This is a genomic window from Aquimarina litoralis (assembly GCF_019295435.1).
GTDB lineage: Bacteria > Bacteroidota > Bacteroidia > Flavobacteriales > Flavobacteriaceae > Aquimarina > Aquimarina litoralis_A.
The window spans coordinates 15,357-36,035 of sequence record NZ_WEKL01000017.1; the positions used below are offsets into that span (position 1 = coordinate 15,357).

Annotated in this window: 17 protein-coding genes and 1 tRNA gene; 5 read left to right on the plus strand and 13 right to left on the minus strand. The window is 33.5% G+C overall.

Features of this window, described 5'->3' with window-relative positions; genetic code table 11:
* The first annotated feature begins 1 nt into the window (after nt 1).
* Genes GBO31_RS10870 through GBO31_RS10885 form a run of 4 tightly spaced genes read left to right on the plus strand, consistent with a single transcriptional unit; the run spans nt 2 to nt 3,909 of the window.
* Nucleotides 2-1,012 (plus strand): 4-hydroxyproline epimerase, encoded by a 1,011-nt coding sequence (locus tag GBO31_RS10870; protein ID WP_219008367.1) that lies wholly within the window; start codon nt 2-4, stop codon nt 1,010-1,012.
* Nucleotides 1,013-1,024: 12 nt separating this feature from the next.
* Nucleotides 1,025-2,269 (plus strand): NAD(P)/FAD-dependent oxidoreductase, encoded by a 1,245-nt coding sequence (locus GBO31_RS10875; RefSeq protein ID WP_219008368.1) that lies wholly within the window; start codon nt 1,025-1,027, stop codon nt 2,267-2,269.
* 36 nt (nt 2,270-2,305) lie between these two features.
* Nucleotides 2,306-3,472 (plus strand): extracellular catalytic domain type 1 short-chain-length polyhydroxyalkanoate depolymerase, encoded by a 1,167-nt coding sequence (locus tag GBO31_RS10880; protein WP_219008369.1) that lies wholly within the window; start codon nt 2,306-2,308, stop codon nt 3,470-3,472.
* A gap of 38 nt (nt 3,473-3,510) precedes the next feature.
* Complete coding sequence (locus GBO31_RS10885) at nt 3,511-3,909, plus strand: hypothetical protein (RefSeq protein WP_219008370.1); 399 nt, start codon at nt 3,511-3,513, stop codon at nt 3,907-3,909.
* Between the two features lie 76 nt (nt 3,910-3,985).
* Here the strand turns inward: GBO31_RS10885 and GBO31_RS10890 are convergent, their stop codons facing one another.
* From GBO31_RS10890 to GBO31_RS10910, 5 genes are all read right to left on the minus strand, one after another.
* Entirely contained in the window at nt 3,986-5,086 is a 1,101-nt protein-coding gene (locus GBO31_RS10890) for a DUF4407 domain-containing protein (RefSeq protein ID WP_219008371.1), read from the minus strand.
* 126 nt (nt 5,087-5,212) lie between these two features.
* Nucleotides 5,213-7,456 (minus strand): M56 family metallopeptidase, encoded by a 2,244-nt coding sequence (locus GBO31_RS10895; RefSeq protein WP_219008372.1) that lies wholly within the window; start codon nt 7,454-7,456, stop codon nt 5,213-5,215.
* Entirely contained in the window at nt 7,453-7,824 is a 372-nt protein-coding gene (locus GBO31_RS10900) for a BlaI/MecI/CopY family transcriptional regulator (RefSeq protein ID WP_219008373.1), read from the minus strand. The genes GBO31_RS10895 and GBO31_RS10900 overlap by 4 nt, the downstream gene beginning before the upstream one ends.
* Before the next feature lie 134 nt (nt 7,825-7,958).
* Entirely contained in the window at nt 7,959-8,570 is a 612-nt protein-coding gene (locus GBO31_RS10905) for a hypothetical protein (protein WP_219008374.1), read from the minus strand.
* Between the two features lie 50 nt (nt 8,571-8,620).
* Nucleotides 8,621-10,009 carry a dipeptidase gene (locus tag GBO31_RS10910; protein ID WP_219008375.1) on the minus strand — a complete coding sequence of 463 codons (1,389 nt, stop codon included), beginning with the start codon at nt 10,007-10,009 and terminating at the stop codon, nt 8,621-8,623.
* A gap of 152 nt (nt 10,010-10,161) precedes the next feature.
* Here GBO31_RS10910 and GBO31_RS10915 point away from each other — a divergent pair.
* A tRNA-Leu gene (locus GBO31_RS10915) sits at nt 10,162-10,243 on the plus strand.
* Between the two features lie 70 nt (nt 10,244-10,313).
* On the opposite strand, the gene GBO31_RS10920 is transcribed toward GBO31_RS10915, so the two are convergent.
* The 8 genes from GBO31_RS10920 to GBO31_RS10950 form a co-directional block, all read right to left on the minus strand.
* Nucleotides 10,314-12,143 carry a cytochrome-c peroxidase gene (locus GBO31_RS10920; protein WP_219008376.1) on the minus strand — a complete coding sequence of 610 codons (1,830 nt, stop codon included), beginning with the start codon at nt 12,141-12,143 and terminating at the stop codon, nt 10,314-10,316.
* An 80-nt stretch (nt 12,144-12,223) separates the two neighbouring features.
* Nucleotides 12,224-13,846 carry a PhoX family protein gene (locus GBO31_RS10925; protein ID WP_219008377.1) on the minus strand — a complete coding sequence of 541 codons (1,623 nt, stop codon included), beginning with the start codon at nt 13,844-13,846 and terminating at the stop codon, nt 12,224-12,226.
* A gap of 805 nt (nt 13,847-14,651) precedes the next feature.
* Nucleotides 14,652-14,858, minus strand: a complete 207-nt coding sequence (locus tag GBO31_RS10930; protein WP_219008378.1) for a hypothetical protein — start codon at nt 14,856-14,858, stop codon at nt 14,652-14,654.
* 702 nt (nt 14,859-15,560) lie between these two features.
* Nucleotides 15,561-16,268 carry a hypothetical protein gene (locus GBO31_RS10935; protein ID WP_219008379.1) on the minus strand — a complete coding sequence of 236 codons (708 nt, stop codon included), beginning with the start codon at nt 16,266-16,268 and terminating at the stop codon, nt 15,561-15,563.
* 164 nt (nt 16,269-16,432) lie between these two features.
* Nucleotides 16,433-18,175: an AraC family transcriptional regulator gene (locus GBO31_RS10940; protein ID WP_219008380.1), complete on the minus strand. Its 1,743-nt coding sequence runs from the start codon at nt 18,173-18,175 to the stop codon at nt 16,433-16,435.
* Between the two features lie 374 nt (nt 18,176-18,549).
* Complete coding sequence (locus tag GBO31_RS10945; RefSeq protein ID WP_219008381.1) at nt 18,550-18,846, minus strand: hypothetical protein; 297 nt, start codon at nt 18,844-18,846, stop codon at nt 18,550-18,552.
* A gap of 11 nt (nt 18,847-18,857) precedes the next feature.
* A complete protein-coding gene (locus GBO31_RS27195; RefSeq protein ID WP_281422464.1) occupies nt 18,858-18,983 on the minus strand; it encodes a hypothetical protein in 126 nt (41 codons plus the stop codon).
* A gap of 193 nt (nt 18,984-19,176) precedes the next feature.
* Nucleotides 19,177-20,268 (minus strand): hypothetical protein, encoded by a 1,092-nt coding sequence (locus tag GBO31_RS10950; protein ID WP_219008382.1) that lies wholly within the window; start codon nt 20,266-20,268, stop codon nt 19,177-19,179.
* Between the last annotated feature and the right edge of the window lie 411 nt (nt 20,269-20,679).

A 20,679-nucleotide genomic window follows, 5' to 3' on the forward strand; every position in this document is an offset into this window, starting at 1 on the left:
CATGTCCAGAGCAGTTTTTAAATGTATCGATGCACATACCTGCGGAAATCCGGTGAGAGTAGTTACTACAGGACATCCAAATCTGAAAGGGAATTCCATGAGCGAAAAACGACAACATTTTCTGAAAGAGTATGATTGGATCAGAAAAGGGTTAATGTTTGAACCTCGCGGTCATGATATGATGAGTGGTAGTTTTCTATTTGAACCACATAACCCAGAAAATGACTTTGCTATCTTATTTATAGAAACCTCGGGTTGTTTGCCGATGTGTGGTCATGGAACTATTGGCACAATTACTATTGCTATTGAAGAAGGGCTCATACAACCAAAAAATCCAGGAATTATAAAAATGGAAGCTCCTGCTGGTTTAGTGGAAATAGCCTATCAACAAACTGCCAATAAGGTAGAATGGGTACAACTAAAAAATGTAAAATCATATCTTGCTAGTGAAAGTCTTACCATCGAATGTCCTGAATTAGGAGAAATCACTTTTGATGTAGCCTATGGAGGTAATTATTATGCGATCATTGACCCACAAGAAAACTTTAGTGGTATACAAGATTTTACAGCTTCTAAATTGATCCAGTTTTCGCAAATAATAAGAGATCGTATCAATGCTAAATATCCTGATCAATTTATACACCCAGAGAATCCGACTATTCGAGATGTCAGCCATATATTATGGACTGGAGATCCCTTAGATCCTCAATCTTCGGGCAGAAATGCTGTTTTTTATGGTTATAAAGCGATTGATCGCTCTCCTTGTGGAACAGGAACCTCAGCAAGAATGGCACAGTTATATGCTAAAGGAAAACTAAAAAAAGGAGACGAATTTATTCACGAAAGTTATATAGGTTCTAAGTTTATAGGAAGAATTGAAGAAGAAACAATACTAAATGGTGAAAAAGCCATTATACCAAGCATACAAGGATGGGCTAAAATATATGGTTACAATACGATCATTATTGATGATCAAGATGATCCATATGCCCATGGATTTCAGGTAATTTAATAAAGTGTATTAATGAAAAATTGCATCATCATAGGAGGAGGAATTATCGGGTTATCATCCGCATATTACTTACATAAAGCTGGACATCAGGTAACTATCATTGATCAATCCTCTATGGACTTTGGAGCTTCTTATGTAAACGCTGGATACTTAAGCCCCAGTCACATAATTCCATTAGCAGCTCCTGGAGTGATGAAAAAAGGACTAAAATGGATGTTTAATCCAGGAAGTCCCTTGTTTATAAAACCAAGGCTGAAATCAGATTTCTTGCAATGGGCTTGGGCATTTAATAAATCTTGTTCCCTAGAAAATGTAAATAGCAGTATGTTAGCTATTAAGGATATTACACTGCTAGGACAACAATTATATACCGAAATTAAACAAGAAGAAAAATTTAAGTTCCAACTCGAAAAAAAGGGGCTTTTAATGATTTGCCAAACCGAAAAGATGCTGGAAGAGGAATTGAAGGTTGTAGATGTAGCAAAAAAAGAAGGACTAGCAGCAAGAGAATTATCCATAAAAGAATTGCAACAAATAGAACCAAATGTCAAAATTGAGGCTAAAGGTGCTGTTATATATGACTGTGATGCACACACTACGCCCAGCACTTTTATGGAAGAAATGAAAGCATATCTACAAAAAGTTGGCGTTACTATTCTTAAAAATGAAAAGATACATAACATACAAACTGACGGTACAAAAATCGTTTCGGTTACTAGTACATCTACTACCCATAAGGCTGATGAATTTGTACTCGCAGCAGGTTCCTGGTCTAAAGCGTTATGTAAAAAATTAGGAATCAAATTACTGCTAGAAGCTGGCAAAGGCTACCGAATAAATTCTGGTAGAGATTTAGGAATTTCTATGCCCGCTATATTAGCAGAAGCAAAAGTTGCCGTGACTCCTATGGATGGTTTTACTCGATTTGCAGGTACGATGGAAATTGCTGGTATCAATCATAAGATTAATAAAATTAGAGTAGATGCGATTGCCAAAGCCGCTCACAATTATTATCCCGATATTGTACTATCAGATTCAGAAAAAAATGATGCTGCCTGTGGATTAAGACCGGTAACTCCAGATGGAATGCCTTATATTGGAAAATCTCAAAAATGCAACAATCTAACGATAGCTACAGGACATGCCATGCTAGGTTGGAGTATGGGAACATCTACCGGAAAATTAGTTTCAGAAATTATTTCAGATAAAAAAACATCATTAGATGTAGCAATATATCATCCAGATCGAAGGTTTTAAGTATCTTTAGGATCACTTAACACAAATCCAAATCTCATGAATGTATTTAATTACGATAAGGCTTCGTATTTTCTAAAAACAACTTTAATTGCCTTTTTGTTCATTTCATTTTTATCGCACGCACAACAAACTTTAACCAATACCCTGATGCACGATGGTATACAAAGAGAATATATTTTATATGTTCCGGCCAGCTATACAGGTAGTACTGAGGTTCCTTTAGTTTTTAATTTTCATGGATATGGTTCAAATCACACTCAACAAATGAACTATGGTGATTTTAGACCCATCGCAGATCGAGAAGGTTTTTTAATAGTACATCCTTTAGGAACAGTAGATAATAATGGAAGTACACATTTTAATGTAGGATGGGGAACCAGTAGTGTCGATGATGTTGGATTTACCTCAGCATTAATTGACGAAATATCATCCAATTATACCATTAATCCAAAACGTATCTATAGTACTGGTATGTCTAATGGTGGATTTATGAGTTACAGATTAGCTTGCGAACTTAGTGATAAAATTGCCGCTGTTGCTTCTGTTACAGGAACGATGACCGTAGGTCAACAAAATAATTGCACAACATCTCATACGATGCCAATTATGGAAATACACGGAACTAACGACACCACAGTTCCTTACAATGGAAATGCTGGTTTTGAATCTGTTCAAAATGTTCTTGACTTTTGGATAAACGCTGCCAATACAGTGACTACAATTACTACATATCTTGATGATATCAATACCACCGATAACTCTACAGTAGAACATTATGCATATGCTGATGGTGATAATGGAGTGAGTATAGAACATTTTAAAATAATCAATGGCGGACATACTTGGCCTGGTAGTGCTTTTGAGATTGGTCCAGTTACTAATAAAGATATTAATGCTTCTGAAGAGATATGGAAATTCTTTTCTAGATATACTATTGATGGTGCACAACAATTATCTGTAGATGATTTTAGTGGTAACGATCCAACGGTTAAAGTCTATCCAAATCCAACAAGTTCATATCTTACCATTAACTCCAATTTTTCTGAAGCTTTATCGTATACGATGTACTCCGTATCAGGAAATGTAGTCTCTACCGGAGAAATAGATACTGTTGATCAAAAAATTGACATGACGAGCCTATCGTCTGGTGTCTATTTTTTAACCATAAAAAATAGCTCATATAAAATACTGAAAACAGAGTAATTAGGTGCATTCTTTTGTTGTCGTTAATGATAAAATTAATGAATAATTTCTACGAAATAGATGAAATAGGAAAAATGGAGCTTTTAAGCAATTTGAATTGTTATAGTAGCTTAAAGGAATTTAAGGTTGAAGAGTATTCAATAACTATAGGAATTAATTCCACTGATGAAAATCAAGCCAAAAATCTCCACAAATATATCCATCTAATTTTGAACCAAATTTCAAATTTTGATATTAAAGCAAAGGAAAAACTAAAAGAGCTATATAATCCAACTAAAAGAGAGCTTGAAGAAATAAAAGTCAATCATATAGATTTTTATATCAATAAAGATTTTGATTTACTTTATAACCTTCCCGAAGATTCTCCAATGGAATATTTAAGTATCAAATTTTCTGAACATGGGATAATTATTGATTCTGGAGGAGGAAATTATTAAAAAATTAACCACAACAATATATAACCACAATTAAAAAATTGGCGGTTATACAAAWTGCTAAACATACAATACTCCTTTACAGAATATCTGTTTGTCTTTTATAAAATGCATCTTGCTGTTTTTGCATCAGTTCTCTGGCAATTTTCTTTTTATATTKATACAACTCATCTTCCTCAGAGATATCTTTATACACTCTATCATTTACCGTATGATCCGTTTCTAACAATACTTTTCGCTGATCTGCTTTCTGAGCTGTCCAGGTTTTAACTTCACCTTCCAGGTCTTCAATTTTGAAATCATACTCTCCTTTTGGAGATAATAATTTTGCAAAAATCGGAGAGGTTTCGATCGCTAAAAACAACAAAAAGATAAAGAAAGAAGGTAACCAAGGTAATTCGCCCAACGCATTTACTCTTGCCATTAATCCATCAAAATTATCAATAATTGGTTGAGAGTCTTCTACCTGTTTCTCATATTCCAAGGCAAGTTCGCTTTTTTGGGTTTCTAGATTTGCAACTTTTTCAGCATTTGTTTTCTTAAGCTCTACTAATTCTGCTAATTGCGCATCGTGTTTTTGTCGTTTTTCTTTGTATACAGGGCCTTTACCCACGATCTCTGTTCCTTTTCGTCCTTCAGCCTCAGCAATGTAAGTTTCGTACAATTCGTTGACTTCAGCTTCTTTAGTAGAAACCTCTTTTTTTAAGGCATCAATTTCGGAATCAATCCCTTCTACAATAGGTGTATACTGAGTAGCGATTTGTTCTTGATTTGCTAAAGTAAGATCATTCTTTTGCTCAAGAAGCACCTGATCTATTTCCTTTTCAAAAATCTTTAATTCTAAAGGTTTAGAAATAACTACGGCTATAATGACAGCCAGAATAATTCTGGGTGATGCCTGCAAAAGTTCATCTAAAAAATTATCCTTTTTCTTAATAGTAGAAACTATAAATCGATCCAGATTAAAAATTAATAATCCCCATACAATACCAAAAAATATGGCTGTAAAGTAATTATCAAAAACGGTGTATAAGGCATAACTAGCTGCTAAAAAAGCCATTAATGCTGTAAAAAATACCGTTGCGCCAATACCAGCATACTTATTTTGTTCTCCGTTGGAGCAATTTGCCAAAATATCGGCATCTGTGCCAGAGCACAGAATAAAAAATCGTTTTAACATAATCTAAGGGTAATTTTGATTGACAATAGACTTATAACGCTGATTACTAATTAAATGTTGCACAAAAACCCCACCAAAGTGAGGTTTTAATGCGTTTTTATGTTTTGATGAATGAGATCTAAATAATTAATCTTTAATAATCACTTTAGATTTACCGTTCTTGGTAGAAGCATCAATGGATAGGGGATTACCCGAATCCTCTATTAATTTGAGTGCTTTCTTTGCAGAAATTTTCTTTCCGTTATAATAGAAGTCAGCGTCCTTTTTTGCCATGTTTTTAATAAACTCTTTAGTTGATGGAGGGTCAGATATCATCATTCTTTTTTGCTCTGCTTTTCTGGCCTCCATTTCTGCAGCTATTGCTTTTCGTCTTGCTTCCATTTCCACTTTACGAGCTTTTGATTCTGCCTTACGAGCTTGCATTTCCGCTTTACGCATTACTTTTCTTGCATCCAATTCTGCTTTATAAGCATCTACTTCGGCTTTAACCCTTGCTTTTTGGGCTTTCCTTTCTGCTTCAAGTGCTTTTCTTCTAGCTTTCATTTCCTCTTTTCGTACTTCTCTTTCCGCTTTTCGAGCCTGTAATTCAGCATTTCTCATTGCTTTTTCCGAGTGTTCTCTAGATTGCTGAGCCTGTTCTCTGGCTATTGCTCTTGCTTCTTGAGCATTTTTAAAAGCTTGATCTCTAGCTCTTTCTGCCGCCTCTCTTGCTTCCTGAATTTGTTCCATCGCCGTTACTCTTTGTACTTCGGCTTCTGTAATTCCCGCTATAGCATCTCTTCGATTTTCCTGTTCTACTATTTCTGCTTCTGCAATTAATTGTTGAGATTCTGCCAACACTTCCATTTCTTCTGCTCGTATCTCCTCTAACATTCTTTCTTCCTCTTCTCTTGCTTCAGCTAACTGAGCTTCTATTCTTTCGATATATTCTTCTTTTTCTTCTTCAGTTAATTCAGAATCTTCTGCAAACTTTACCTCTACATAACTTCCATTACCTTTTGAAGGAGCTTCAGGTGCTTCTGGAGCTGGTGGTGGCGGCGGAGGAATATCACTTTCCTCACCTTTTTGTACTCTTGGTGCTTCAGGAGCTGGTGGTGGTGGCGGAATATCAGGAAACTGCTCAGACCTTTCACGCTGTTCAGCAGTCATATTTCTATAGATATATATCATACGATAAATATTACTCTGCGTGATATTAATGGGCTTATTCCCTTCAATCTTAGTATTTAAATCTTTTGCCCAGATATTATACTCTTTTACCATTTCTTCCGTTACTCCATCCTGAAGGTTTTTCTTTTCAGAACTCTTATCGACCGTTGTAATCTTTTTATTAGAAGTATTAGGAGATTTTTTTGCTATTGTTTTCGATATCTTGTCTTTTTCTAGGTTTCTAACTTTAACAATCGTATTTTCATTATTTCCAAGCTTAATATCTTTGTTAGCATCTATCATCAAATCAACTGAATCCATTGGATCCGCTGGTGTTTCTTTGACAATTTCTTTAGCAACAATCTCATTGTTAAAAGACAATAAGCCTATAGCTAACAATGGTAATACCGCTAAGAGTTTTAGTGTTGCCCGTTTCCGGGAAAAATTTTTAGTCATCATCTGTAATCGTTTTTTTGTTAATGAATAATTAATAGCGCTCGATAATTCAGCTTGATTAGTGCTGTTTTTGTAATTAAGGAGCAAGTCAAAATAATCTTGTATTGCGAACTTTTGTTTTAATACATTTTGATCTGCTAAGAACTCATGATTTAATCGTATTGCTCTTTTCATAAAAATAAACATCGGATTAAACCATACGATCACTTGTAGCAGTTCTACAAACAATATGTCTAGCGTATGCTTCTGAAGCACATGTGTTTTTTCGTGAAGGAGAATTTCTTGTGGTATCTTTTTCTCCTGAAATTCCTTTTTGGGGACAAAAATATAGTCAAGAAATGTATGAGGAACAATGGAGTTGCCTAGCAAAACATTTACATGCGATATTTCCTTTAAACGTTCATTTTTTCTCACTTTTTTTCGGATATCCATAAGATTTCTAATGAATCTAATACCAAAAATCAATACCCCAATTCCATACAAACTCCATAAACTAATGGATAAATAATCGACAGGTTCTTGTACTTCACTGATCTCTGTGGCATTCATCATCAACGGAACCGCAGTATCTAAAATTATTTCTGGTTGTGGATCAACTTCTACCTCATAGGTAAGTGTGATTAATGGTACTGTAAAAGCAAACACCAAGCTAAAAAGGAGGTAAAATCTCTTTAAAAAATGAATATTTTCCTTTTCTAAAAACAACTTATAGAAACCCCATAAGAGCATCAAACACAAGGAAGATTTAAGGATGTAGGCTATCATTTTTGTTTCTTTAAAAGTTCTTGATCTACTATTTTTTTAAGCTCTTCTAACTCAGAAGTAGATAGATTTGTTTCTGAAGTAAAAAACGAAGCAAACTGCGAAGCTGAATCATTGAAGAAATTCTTGATCAGACCATTTACATGTTTCGAGAAATACTCTGTCTTTTTTACTAAAGGATAATACTCTCTTGATTTACCATACAATGTATAGTCTATAAAACCTTTATCCGTCATTCTTTTCAATAAAGTAGCTACAGTGGTCGTAGCAGGTTTTGGTTCTGGAAAAGCATCTAGTAAATCTTTCATGAACGCTTTTTCAAGTTTCCAGAGATATTTCATCAGTTGTTCTTCTGCTTTGGATAATTGCATGTCTCTACATTGTTAGAATTAACTCTACAAATGTAGAATAAAAAATTATATTTCCAAATAAGAACCTATAAAAAAACAAAAAAACCGCTCTAAACGAGCGGTTTTCGTATGTAATAACTTATCGTGTGCAGCTTCTAATTAGCCGTTAACTCCATCAATTCTCCAGAAAATGTTCCTCTTACACAATCACTTGAACCAAAGGTCAGAAAATCGAAACAAACCTGATCTTCTCCTCCATCATTTGAAACAACCACAATAGCATCTCCTTGTCCGATTCGGGAATCGCATGTTAATCCATTCATTCCAGAAGTGCAATCATAGGTAAGATCTCCGGCAAGTGATATAAAAGAACTTGTGCTGGCATCTACAAATGCCCAAGGACGAAAGGTACCTGGATTAAACTGCTCTGTTCCCAGAGAGTATAGAAAAAACTCCACATATGCTGTCGCATTATCGGATTTTATATCGCCAAACTCATCTAGCGTAAGATCTCCATCAGAAAAAATTATTTTTCTCAAAAAATGCGTTACACCATCCGTATTTATAAAATCACTAGGTCCTACTTCAATAAAAAAACCTTTAGTCAATTCTATATTCTGAAATTCACTATAGTCACATGGTTGACCTGTTAGTAACATCAGTTCACAAGATGCTGCAGTATTCGTATCATCTCCATCATCAGAACCACAGGATACAGTTAATAATATTGCTCCAAGCAAGGAAATTCTCAGTAATTGTTCGATCATATTTTTTGTCATTAATTTATTTGGGAACAAAAATATCTGATCTATAACTATTACTTGCTTAGTTCTGTAAAATATTTATAAAATAATGGAATGGTTTCTATTCCTTTTAAATAATTCCAAACTCCGAAATGTTCATTAGGAGAATGAATAGCATCACTATCCAACCCAAATCCCATCAAAATGGTTTTACTTTTGAGTTCTTTTTCAAATAAAGAAACGATAGGAATACTTCCTCCACTACGTTGTGGAATTGGTGTTTTGCCAAACGTATCTTCATAGGCTTTACTTGCCGCTTGATATCCTATATTATCTATAGGCGTCACATATCCTTGTCCACCGTGGTGCGGTGTTACCTTTACAGTTACTGCTTCTGGAGCAATGCTTTCGAAATGCTTTGCAAACAATTCTGTGATTTCTTCCCAATCTTGGTTAGGCACTAATCGCATAGAAATCTTAGCGTAGGCTTTGCTAGCAATTACCGTTTTAGCACCTTCTCCTGTATAACCTCCCCAAATTCCGTTTACATCTAAAGTTGGTCGAATGGAATTACGTTCATTGGTGGTATAGCCTTCTTCTCCATAAACAGCTTTGATATCCAATGATTTTTGGTAAGCATCAAGAGAAAACGGAGCTTTGGCCATTTCTGCACGTTCTTCTTTAGAAAGTTCTTCTACTTTATCATAAAATCCAGGAATCGTAATATGATTGTTTTCATCATGTAATGAAGCAATCATTTTGGTCAAAATATTTATGGGATTCGCTACTGCACCACCGTACAAACCACTATGTAAATCTCTATTCGGTCCAGTTACTTCTACTTCCACATAACTCAATCCACGTAAACCTGTAGTAATAGAAGGAACATCTTTGGCAATCATTCCTGTATCACTGATCAGGATGACATCATTGGCTAATTTCTCTTGATTATGCTCTACAAACCAGCTCAGGCTACTACTTCCTACTTCTTCTTCTCCTTCAATCATAAATTTTACATTACAAGGAAGCTGATCTGTTTGTGTCATTAACTCCATTGCTTTTACATGCATGTACATCTGTCCTTTATCATCACAAGCACCTCTTGCAAAGATAGCTCCTTCAGGATGTAAGTCTGTCTCTTTGATAACCGGTTCAAATGGTGGACTATCCCATAGGTCTATTGGATCTGGCGGTTGCACATCATAATGGCCATATACTAATACTGTTGGTAAATTGGGATCGATAATTTTTTCTCCATACACAATCGGATATCCGGGTGTGAGGCAAATTTCAACCATATCACAACCAGCTCTTTCCAGACTTTTTTTGATCTCATCCGCTGTTTTGATGATGTCATTTTTATAGGCAGAATCTGCACTGATCGATGGTATTTTGAGTAATTCTAAAAGTTCATTTATAAAACGATCTTTATGTTCCTGAACGTACGCTTTGATATTTTGCATTAGTTTGAGTTAATTTTCGTTAAATGTAGTAAAAGTTTATATTTTTTAAGAAGGTTGTTTTTATTTTAAAAGTATTGTTTATATTTGCACCCGCTTACTAGTAATAGCGAGCGATTTTATACTGAGTCCTAAGTGGTATAAAATAGTAAAATGCGGGCGTGGTGGAATTGGTAGACACGCTAGACTTAGGATCTAGTGCTTCACGGCGTGGGAGTTCGAGTCTCCCCGCCCGCACAGTAAAAGAAAAGCTGAATCTAACGATTCAGCTTTTTTGTTTTATAAATTCCTTGTGTATTACAAAATTCTAATTTTCTTTTTCAAACTGTTTATCATTCAATGTTTTTATAAATGCAATTATTGCTTTAGATTCATTATCCGTTAAGTTCAACGAATCAGCCGGTAGCGTTTGATAGGGTACATTCAACCCCATTCCTTGTCCACCACCTACATTGTAAAATTTAATAACTTCTTCCAAGCTATTGTAAACTCCATTGTGCATATAAGGTGCCGTTAGTTCGGCATTTCGAACAGTTGATGTCTTAAAGAAGCTTCGTTTTTCCTCTACCTCATACGGATAATATTGACCTGGATCGTCATCTAATATTGGATGTTCAAAACTTGCATTTTTAGGAACTCCAAGATTTTCAAATTCGGTTTCCAAGTATTTAGGAGGAACTGTGCCATTAAATGCCGGTGGAAAATGACAAGTCGCGCATGCCGCTTTCCCCATAAATAAATTGAAACCTAAAACTTCTTCATCAGTCAGCGTATTTTCATGGCCTTGCATGTTTCTGTCAAACTTAGAATCAAAAGGGGATAAACTTCTAATATAAGTGGCTATAGCGTGGCGGGCATTACGATTTGAAATATTTCCATCATAAAGAGCATCGAATTGCTGTACATAATCAGGGTTCGACTGAATACGTTGTTCTATGGTATTTAGATCTAAATGAAACTCATTTTGATTATTGACCACTTTTACGATTTGGTCTTCCAAACTGGCAGCTCGACCATCATAAAAGAACGTACGCTGAAAAACAGCATAGGATAAAGTTGGTGTATTTCGTTGTAATTCGATATTATTGATACCCTTGGCTTTTTTAAGTCCATCAGTAAAGGCTTTGTCTTTATGGTGACATGTGGCGCAACTAATGTTACCCGTATTTGAGAGCGATTCATCATTGAAAAGCATCTTTCCTAAAGCAACTCGCTCATCGGTAATTTCAGGTGAGCGTGGGGTTGAAAATTGGGCTATATTGAAAAAATCCTTGTCAAAAAAATTGGTCGATAATGGATTAAGTGAACGGGAAGTATTCAACGTTATATTCCAATCCTTTGAAGTTGAATTGATCAATTCTAATTGTTTATTAGTGCGGTTTTTGATAAATGTATATCGATCAAACGTATCAAAGTTACCTGATTTTAATTCTGATATCGTAGTATCTATTTCTTTTACCCAAGACTGATATAATTCTTTTGAGGCAAAAGCTTCTTTATAAATAGCTAGAATCTCCCTAATGGTTTCATAATTATAAATGGCTTCATTTAATGAGTTTGCCAGCATTGGTGAGTCAAAACCTGTAATGCCTTTTGCAGCGATATTCACAATCGCATCTCGCAACATCTTCAAATGGTGTCTATCTCTTTGTTTTATAATAATATGATTCTTTCTAATATAGGGAATACGAACTTGCAGATATTGCACAACTTTGAATAGTTCCTTCTTATCAAGAACTTCTTCAGCATACAGTAATTCCTCGAGGACCTGGTAACTTTTGGGTTTTGATTTTTTGATATCTTGATAATCCTCCATTTCGATTTTAAGCAAATTTGGAGCATTCATGGATAAGTAGTTCTCATAGTCATATGCCATGAGCATAGGCTCAGTACGCTTATACCATTTTCTGCTTTCTAGAAAATTGGCTTTATTTTCTTCTAGTGATGTAAGGGTATCTATCTTTTTAATATAAAAAGCAGCACTATCCAAAGTTTTAAAATAGTGATTTCTAATGGCGTTATTAAACATAGATTCAGCACTCGAAGAAGTTGTCAATGCCAATAACTTTTCTTCTTTCTTACAAGAAACAGCGATCAATAAGATAGATGCGATAAAAAAACAATATATACTTTTCATAGCAAAACAAATAATTTTTAAATACACAAAAAGCTCCCTACTACATAGGGAACTTTTTGTTTAAGTTTTTTGTTTAATTTTTATCTAGGTAATCCAGTAATCTTAAACAAGAATGAACCTTCAAGTCGAGCAGAAGACTCGTCAATTGCAGTAGGATCATAAAATTTAGCACCATCAGCACGAACAGCGGATTCAGGCTGACTACTGTAATTCCATCCATGTACTTGTGCCCCGCCAATGAAAGTGGACTCTGTAGCACCTATAATATCAGTAACATCAATCAAACCAGTTATTTCCCAATAGCTATCTGTATTTCCAATACCCATTGCGCTTGCTGCAACTTGGTTACATTCCAGTACTTCGGTTACTACTCCAGTATTCAAATCCAACTGCCATAATTTGGCGAAACCTGTAATATCAGCATTCAAATCTGCATAACCGTTAGGATCTTCTTGGATATAAGCATAGTTTTCGGTTACTAATATGTTATCAGGAGAATGCATACCATCAGCTTTACCTCCCTCAAGGTCTCCATCCATAACTACTTCTATAGTAGCAGGTCCAGTAGGATTGTCTGGATTAAGTACTAATTTATATACACGTCCAAAAGTTGTACCTCTGTTTGCTAAATCAGGATTGTCACTTCTGTATCTTCCTGTAGCGTTAAAATATACCTCTCTGTTAGCATCTGCAGAACCTCTTCTCCAGTCGATATCCTCAATTCTCTGAAAACCTATAGCTAAAGAGTCTATCCCTTCTTGGTTCAATTCGTTTAGAGATCTTTCAGTTACCTCTACCCACTCAACATCGTATACACTACCTTCGGCCATACCCATTTCAAAAAGTTGACCACCAGCACCAGGAGCAGTTTCAACAGGATTTGTTCCTCTTAATACATATAAGTTTCCTCCATTTAAATCTCCTCTGCCACCTACATACATAGCAAAATGCGCTTCTGGATAATCATTACTACTATCATCATCACCCATAAAAACTACGGTTTGCGATGGATATGCATCTTTACCAATGACAACTGCATTTTCAGTTGACCATTCACCAAGTGCAGGTAATCTATCAGCATCTACTCTATCATCTGTAGAACGGAAAGGATTCACACGGTAAACACCTTTAGCGTTTCCACCCCACTCACCACCTGAAAGGTAAAGCGGTCCAAAACCGTGCTCTTCAGTAGTAATAGAAGAACCTGAACATTGCGCAGTAAAAGCTGTAGCAGTAGCATTTACAATGTAATCACCTTGTAAAGGTTGTAAATCTGAATTCATCATAATTCTAGCGATAGAAAAGTCAGATTCTAAGTTATTGATAAATGCGTACATGTCATTCCCAGCAGGATAAAGAGCAGCTCCATCCATAAAAGAACCATAAACAAAGGTGGAGTCAGAAGGAAGTATATCTGCTGATGTTAATATCATTTCCAAATCAGCAGAAGAAGCAAAACTACCTTTAAGCTCAAAAACATCGTTGGAAACAACAGAACTTTCTAAAGGTTCAGACTCTTCAAGTGTTAAATCCATGCCATCTACACCATCAATACCGTCTTGACCATCTTGGCCATCAGTTCCGTCTTGACCATCAACCCCGTCAATTCCGTCGATTCCGTCACGACCATCCTCACAACTGTAAAATCCGATGTTCACCACCGAAATCATTAAAATCCCTAATATTAACTTTCTAAGTTTCATAATTTGTGTTAGTTTAAGTTTACGTTTATTCTAATTACCAGTATCCTTATTACTAGTATTCTTATTAGGGGTAAAACTAACTCTTGATTTTCTTGAACCCGTTAACTGAACGTGTTCTATACTTGAAGAAAAATTAAAAAAAAAGTTAACTTCTTTAAGACAATGTTATTATTAAGATTTGATCTAGATAACTAGCATTTCTGTTTAATCAATAATCCTAATATCATAACAATTCATAAGGCAAGAATCACTTATAAACACCTGTAAAGCAAATATTTACGCACAGTTAAACAAAAACAACCTCTTAAACAATGCCTAATGCTGAATTTTAGCATCCATTAAATTCAAACTGGGTTTCAAAATCAAGAAAGACCTTATTTCTTTACATCGCAATCGATTTGTAAATGGTCTTAACTATGATCATAAAAGCGCTTACATTAGGTTTATCAAAAAAATAGATTTATAAGCACTAAAAAACCTGTAGACTACAATAGCCTACAGGTTTTTTGATAACTACCAATAGTTTCTGTGCGAACAGAATTTATTCAAGTTTTAATACCACATACAAAAACTTGATCCCCCAGCGGTTATACATTGACCTAACTCGCATTCACCATTCTGGCAACATATGCGCCCTTTTTGTGAACAATGAGAAGGTAACCTTGCCGCCCCTAAAACGTTACTTTGTTCTTTCTTTGATAGTGTTTTAATTCCTTTTACATTTAGAATGCTGTTCATTTTAATAAAAATTAAGTTAATAAATATTTGGATGATTAGTGTCTTTTAGATTCGTGTCTGGCAGTCGTTAGTACACACAAGTTTCCCCTCCAACAAAAAATTCTTGTCCATTAATAATAATTGTTCTGCCACAAGTACCTCCGCATGGACAATCACTATCTGTATTACAAAGTAGTACTCGATCAGTACAGCCATAACTAGAGCCTCCTCCAATTGCTTGTTGTTCTTTTTTTGATAAAGTCGACACTCCTGATAATTTTTTGATTTGATTCATAATTTAAAATTGATTTTAATGTATTAAGGTTTTTAAAAATTCCTAGGATAAAACTAAATCTAAATCACTGATTATTAAACCGAAGTATTGTCAAATTAATGAATTTGACAGTGTCAAAACGATCTCGTTATTTGAAAATAAGTTATACAATAGATTGCTTTATAGTTATGTAACATCATGTGCTACTTTCCTATTTTTTTTGGTCATAATATTACTGATGACCATGATAATTTATTATTTGCACCATTATCAAAATCAACTGCATGCATTAACCAAAGTCTATTTGGAGCGTTCCTAAGAAAACAAAGAAGATTTATGCCTTTAGCCTGCTTATTTTACCATATATATATTTACACTAAAGAAATTTCTTAAAGACCATTCTCACAATAATAAAACAATACGACACATCCAGTTCGTACTAAAACCGTAGTGTTTTTTTTTGGATTTAAAAAAATATCAATTATGATAAGTGGATTGTATTCAATACATTTTTGAGACGATTGTATCTGTATTGATTTAAATAGAACCTAGTTCCATTAGGATCTGAGATAGATATATAAATAGTATGTTGTAAGTACTAGAAGAAATGCCTAGTATTACCGGTTATAGGACATCTTATACATTGATTAAAAATTAATTAGTTCCGTAGGATTGGAAGAAACCAAACTCATATCAATTTCCGCAAAATTAATTTCTCAAAAATTATTGTTTAACAATTAGATTCCCTTTATATATATTGTTTCCAATGGATAACACATATCCAATAGGATTACCGATTCCGCGATCGATATCATATGAAATCGTATGTCTTCCTTTTCTATATATACTATTACGAATAATAACATGATTTCCCGAAAGGGTAATTATTTCTAAAGATACAGGTTCATGTGTCTTAGTTATTGCGAAATCAAAATTCAGGGTCGAATCAAAAGGAACCGGGTATGCTTTGACATGTCGTGTGGTCAAAATCTCCAAAGGTTGAGTAGCTCTAAAAACGATGACATCATTACCCCTCACTACAATAACTCTTAAACTAAACATTGAACTAACAGGAAGCTCTGAAGTAGTCATTGTAACATTCTCATATAATACAAATCCATTATCTGGATCAGTTGGTTTTACCAGAATTGGATTAGTTCCTCCTATGCCTGAGAGAGGATCTAAAGGTATTAGATCAATCACAACTTCGTCAACTTTTTTCGTATTGTCATTTATAGATTTTGCAGTGATTAACAAGTTCAAATCATCTCCTCGATTTATTGTCTGCGGAAAATTGGACGGTAGTATCATATGGGGATCAGACCTTAACTCTTTTTCCAATTGTATATGCAATACTTCATCTCCATATAGCTCACCACTTTCTAAAGATGGTATTGTACTATCAAATTGAGCGTATAGGGAAGAACTCATTGAAATTAATAAGCAATACAAAAAGAAAAGATGTTGTGATTTGAATGTCATATGTATTTTAGATTTATTAAGAATATCCCCAAATATATATCTAACTACCCTATTTATTAATCATTAGAATTGTCAAATTAATAAATTTGACAATTCTATGTAAGGATGTTATCCTACATGTTTTTCCTAATTTGTTTCAAATAGTATGATGGCGTTAGACCTGTTTGATTTTTAAAAGCCTTCACAAAAGTATTTATACTTTTGTATCCTAGTTCTTCACCAATTCCTTTAATTGTGTATGACATAAATCTGGAATCTGTTTTTAAAACTTCTAAAAAATAATTTATCCTTAATCCATTTAAATATTCAATGAAAGATTTTCCTTTATGCTGGTTAAGAACTTTTGACAAATACACTGTATTTGTATTTAGTAATTTTGCCGTATTATACAGATTACAATCCATTTGAATATAAAAAAGCTTGTTTTCTAACTCAGAGAGCTTATTTAATAAGATGTGCGCTTTTTCATCTGTCAAAACCGTAGAACTCTTGGTATTACTCTTTTTGGTTTTAAAATCATTATCATTGATTTTTTCTTGAAGTTCATTGAAAAGAATTTTACTTGTTTTTAATTTTTTCCGATAAGTAATAATTTTATACAGCGTTAAAATCATAATCGGCACTAAAAACGTGATTAAAAAGATTAAATTCTTTTTATTTTTTGAATTCTTCAAAGACAAAACCTGATTCTTATTCCTAAGTTTCTCTATATTTTCTTTATAAATTTCCCTTCGGGTATCAGTATCATCTTGATACAAAACTTTTTGAATTGCTCTATAAGCATTACTATATTCCAGTTGTTTGGTATGATCTCCTAATTTTTCCGCACATAAATATGCTAAATCATACATCTCAAGAATATTTTTGATTTCATTTTTCTCTTTCTCCTTGATTAACTCAAAGTTTTCTAACAGTATATCATGTGATTTGCTATACTCATTTTTTACATATAATGCTTTGGCTATATAATAATTGGCTAATAAAAAGTTGACATTTGAATTTTTGCTATCCAGAATTTCCCTAGACATATATAATTTTTCTAATGCTACATCTGGTTCCTCTTTTTTAATCAAAACTTCTCCAATATTCATTAGAAAAATACCTTCATTTTCTTTCAGATTATGGTTTCTTGATAGTTCGAGCCCTATATCATTGTATTTGATCGCGTTTGCTATATCACCTGTCTCATAGTATGAAAGTGCCAGGTGTAATATCACAGATGCATAGTCCTCGATTACAAAACTTTCACTCCCTTTTTGAGTTTCCATTAGTTCATAAAGCTCTTTAAAGGTAATTAGTGCCTCCTGAAATTCTTTAATTTCAATTCTGATAATCCCAATGTTGTTAAGAAAGCTTATTCGATATTGTATCAGTTTGTCATCTGGGTTTATTAATTTTTCTCCAGTCGTAAATGCATCTAAGGCCTTTTTGTATTGCCTATTATCGGTATAAGCACTGCCTTTAAGCAAATAACTACTAAGCATTCTTGTTTTTTTCGATGCTCCTTCTGGAACCACTACTAAAGAAGAATCCACATAATTAATTGCTTTTAGATATTCTGAATTTTGATAATATGCAACTCCAATATCATAATATGCTAAATATTGCATATTGTAATCATTCTTTTTGGCTTTATTAAGAAAAGCATGTGCATAATCTATTGCCAAAAGTGCATCCTCACCCATTTCTTCATATATCAAATTCCTTATACTATCGGTAGATTTAGTAGTATATATCCAACGAATCAATGCAGTGTCAGACTTTTTAGCATGTACAGGTGTTTTCTGCAACGAAAATGCTTCGCTAGTATACAAAAAGAAGAATAAACATATTGTCACTTTTATTCTTAGCGCCATAGAATATTTCAAGAATCAGTTTATTAGAATACAATACTACTTAAAGCTTGCAATAATATAAAATCTCTGTTGGCATCAATGTCTATTTAGAAGATTTCTTAGATGCCAGGTATAAAAATAAGTCTTCTCCTTATCGAGAAGCTTTTTTATTCCTAAACATATTAGTAACGGGAAATAACAAAAATAGTTGTAGTACAAAAGAAAGTGTAGTCTAAATTCTTTAAAGACAATTGTTAATAGTTTGATGAGTACATATTATGCTTTTTAATGTGGTGATGTTAGATACTTTTTAAAGAGATAAAGGTGAGTGGATGTGGAGTTCTATTTAAACAATACAATATTTATTACCCAAAAATATCGTTTTATTGTACTTTTCAATTTACCAAAGCCATTATTGCTATGATTGCTGATATGACTGCTATTAGAAATTGAATAGTATCTCTTCCAACTCTAAACCAACCACCTTTACTATTATAAAGTCTTTCTATTGCCCATATCATCAAAAGAATTCCGTTGACTATCAAAAAAACTTTTAACAGAATATCTTTATCTATTGGAATAGGGGTATTTGAAATTGAGTAATAAGCACCAGTAAATAAAAGTACTATTCCAAAGATTAAGACAAGAATGCCTGACCCTTTTGGGCGATTATCATTCGTATTATTTCGCATAGTTGAAACATTTAAACATTGATATATCCCTTCCCATTGCAACTATAACATCTCATTGCACCTGGATCATTTGGACTTGCCGGAATAGTTTTACCTGTAAAGTGCCTTTTTAGATATCCGCTCCCATTACAGCGCATACATGTTTGTTTATTTAATCCCATAATCTATCGTTTATCTTGATTTAACCTTTAAAAATAACTTGTAGAAAAGATGTTCCTTTTAGAATCTCTTATCTATATTGTATATTAGAGTATTATATTATTAGTTTATAAACTAAAGTTCCCTGAGCTTCACTATAATAGAAATTTGATGTAGATTTCATCCATTAAATCATCTAGTAATAGAGATTTCTCCAGAAAAACTACCAGAGTTATTCCCTGAATCATTATCATTAATAAGTAATTCTAAGTATCCTTTCTTTTGTGAAACAAACTCAACTTCATTCCCCACTAAAATCCAATCATTTCTATTCGTACCCACTCGACAAATCAATGCTCCATGATTACCTCCTCTTACTATATTATAGTTCTGATATAAACCATTAGTAAAACCTTTTGGGCCAGCAGGACCAGCAAAAAAACCAAAATTCACTCTACCCTTAGCTGTTATTTTAATATTATCTCCAATGGATATAGGGAAACTTCTTAAAACGGTTTTTCCTGAAGTACCATACATTTTAAATGAAAAAGAAGTAGTCTTTTTTTCGTTATTAACAACTGAATTCGAGCGTACATTTTTTCCAGTTTTCTTATTTGCGTTCTGCGTATTCTTTCCCTTTTTTTCTTTACTCTTCAAAATACGATTTACTAAATCTACATCGGTAGTACCTACTAATGTTTTATTCTTCGTAAAATCATTCTGAACACTCAGTCCTTTGAGAAAAGTTATGATTTCTTCTTTATAATATCTACAGGCTGTTTCAGTAAAAATTAAATCTGGATAAGAACTTTTTTTACCGTCATCATCTGTATCATCATAAGTGATATACTTTTGCACTTTTTTTAGGGAATAACTTGCCTTTGCCTTTTCATAAATCGAACTCATAGATGGTTCATACAAAACATACTCATCCTTTGTATTAACAACAAAATAGGTTACGCTATACCTATCCCCAATTTTAATTTGAACAATATACGTTCCTTGTTTGTCAGTTGGAATAAACATAAATTCATATGCCGATCCATTATTTTGTTTTGCAGACCAAACACCTTTAGATTTAGGAGCTACTATAAATACATCACTGGGGTAATCTTTTCCATTCTCGTAACTAAGCCAATATTTATATGGAATATTTGCTTTTGAAGATTCAGAAGGTGATATAATAGGAGATTCAACATAAATATCACTACAAGAACTGTTTAGTAAAATTAAACCTATCATTAATAAGCCATAATCAAAAAACTTATTTTTCAGAATCCCCATATTTCCTTATTTATTTTTAAAATTATATGCAATTAGTATGCTCTAGAGCCCTTTTCTATGGTATTGTAGCCTAATAGAACTTAATTTCTTTAGGTTTATATTTGTGTTTTTAACTAAACATCAAACGGTTTTTAATATCCCTAACAGTTATACCGATTACTCTTTCACTATAAAAAACAAAACACCCCATACCTGAAGAGATCTTCAGACATGGGGTAACTATTTCATTTTAAGCTGCTTCTAATTTAGTAAAACAAAATTAAAAAGACTATTTTTTCCCTATTATTTTTATGTGATTACTGTAAATAACATTTTCTATATGAAGATTTTATGATAAAGAAAATCAAATAATCAGAACGCAAATTATCGCTATAAATACGATGAAAAAGAGTCTGTTTTTCTTTGATATTT

Excerpts from the sequence above, each read along its gene's own strand:
- GBO31_RS10870 (WP_219008367.1), top strand. The coding sequence starts at position 2 with ATGTCCAGAGCAGTTTTTAAATGTATCGATGCACATACCTGCGGAAAT.
- GBO31_RS10875 (WP_219008368.1), top strand. The coding sequence starts at position 1,025 with ATGAAAAATTGCATCATCATAGGAGGAGGAATTATCGGGTTATCATCC.
- GBO31_RS10880 (WP_219008369.1), top strand. The coding sequence starts at position 2,306 with ATGAATGTATTTAATTACGATAAGGCTTCGTATTTTCTAAAAACAACT.
- GBO31_RS10885 (WP_219008370.1), top strand. The coding sequence starts at position 3,511 with ATGAATAATTTCTACGAAATAGATGAAATAGGAAAAATGGAGCTTTTA.
- GBO31_RS10895 (WP_219008372.1), bottom strand. The coding sequence starts at position 7,456 with ATGATAGCCTACATCCTTAAATCTTCCTTGTGTTTGATGCTCTTATGG.
- GBO31_RS10900 (WP_219008373.1), bottom strand. The coding sequence starts at position 7,824 with ATGCAATTATCCAAAGCAGAAGAACAACTGATGAAATATCTCTGGAAA.
- GBO31_RS10905 (WP_219008374.1), bottom strand. The coding sequence starts at position 8,570 with ATGATCGAACAATTACTGAGAATTTCCTTGCTTGGAGCAATATTATTA.
- GBO31_RS10910 (WP_219008375.1), bottom strand. The coding sequence starts at position 10,009 with ATGCAAAATATCAAAGCGTACGTTCAGGAACATAAAGATCGTTTTATA.
- GBO31_RS10920 (WP_219008376.1), bottom strand. The coding sequence starts at position 12,143 with ATGAAAAGTATATATTGTTTTTTTATCGCATCTATCTTATTGATCGCT.
- GBO31_RS10925 (WP_219008377.1), bottom strand. The coding sequence starts at position 13,846 with ATGAAACTTAGAAAGTTAATATTAGGGATTTTAATGATTTCGGTGGTG.
- GBO31_RS10930 (WP_219008378.1), bottom strand. The coding sequence starts at position 14,858 with ATGAATCAAATCAAAAAATTATCAGGAGTGTCGACTTTATCAAAAAAA.
- GBO31_RS10935 (WP_219008379.1), bottom strand. The coding sequence starts at position 16,268 with ATGAGTTCTTCCCTATACGCTCAATTTGATAGTACAATACCATCTTTA.
- GBO31_RS10940 (WP_219008380.1), bottom strand. The coding sequence starts at position 18,175 with ATGGCGCTAAGAATAAAAGTGACAATATGTTTATTCTTCTTTTTGTAT.
- GBO31_RS10945 (WP_219008381.1), bottom strand. The coding sequence starts at position 18,846 with ATGCGAAATAATACGAATGATAATCGCCCAAAAGGGTCAGGCATTCTT.
- GBO31_RS27195 (WP_281422464.1), bottom strand. The coding sequence starts at position 18,983 with ATGCGCTGTAATGGGAGCGGATATCTAAAAAGGCACTTTACAGGTAAA.
- GBO31_RS10950 (WP_219008382.1), bottom strand. The coding sequence starts at position 20,268 with ATGGGGATTCTGAAAAATAAGTTTTTTGATTATGGCTTATTAATGATA.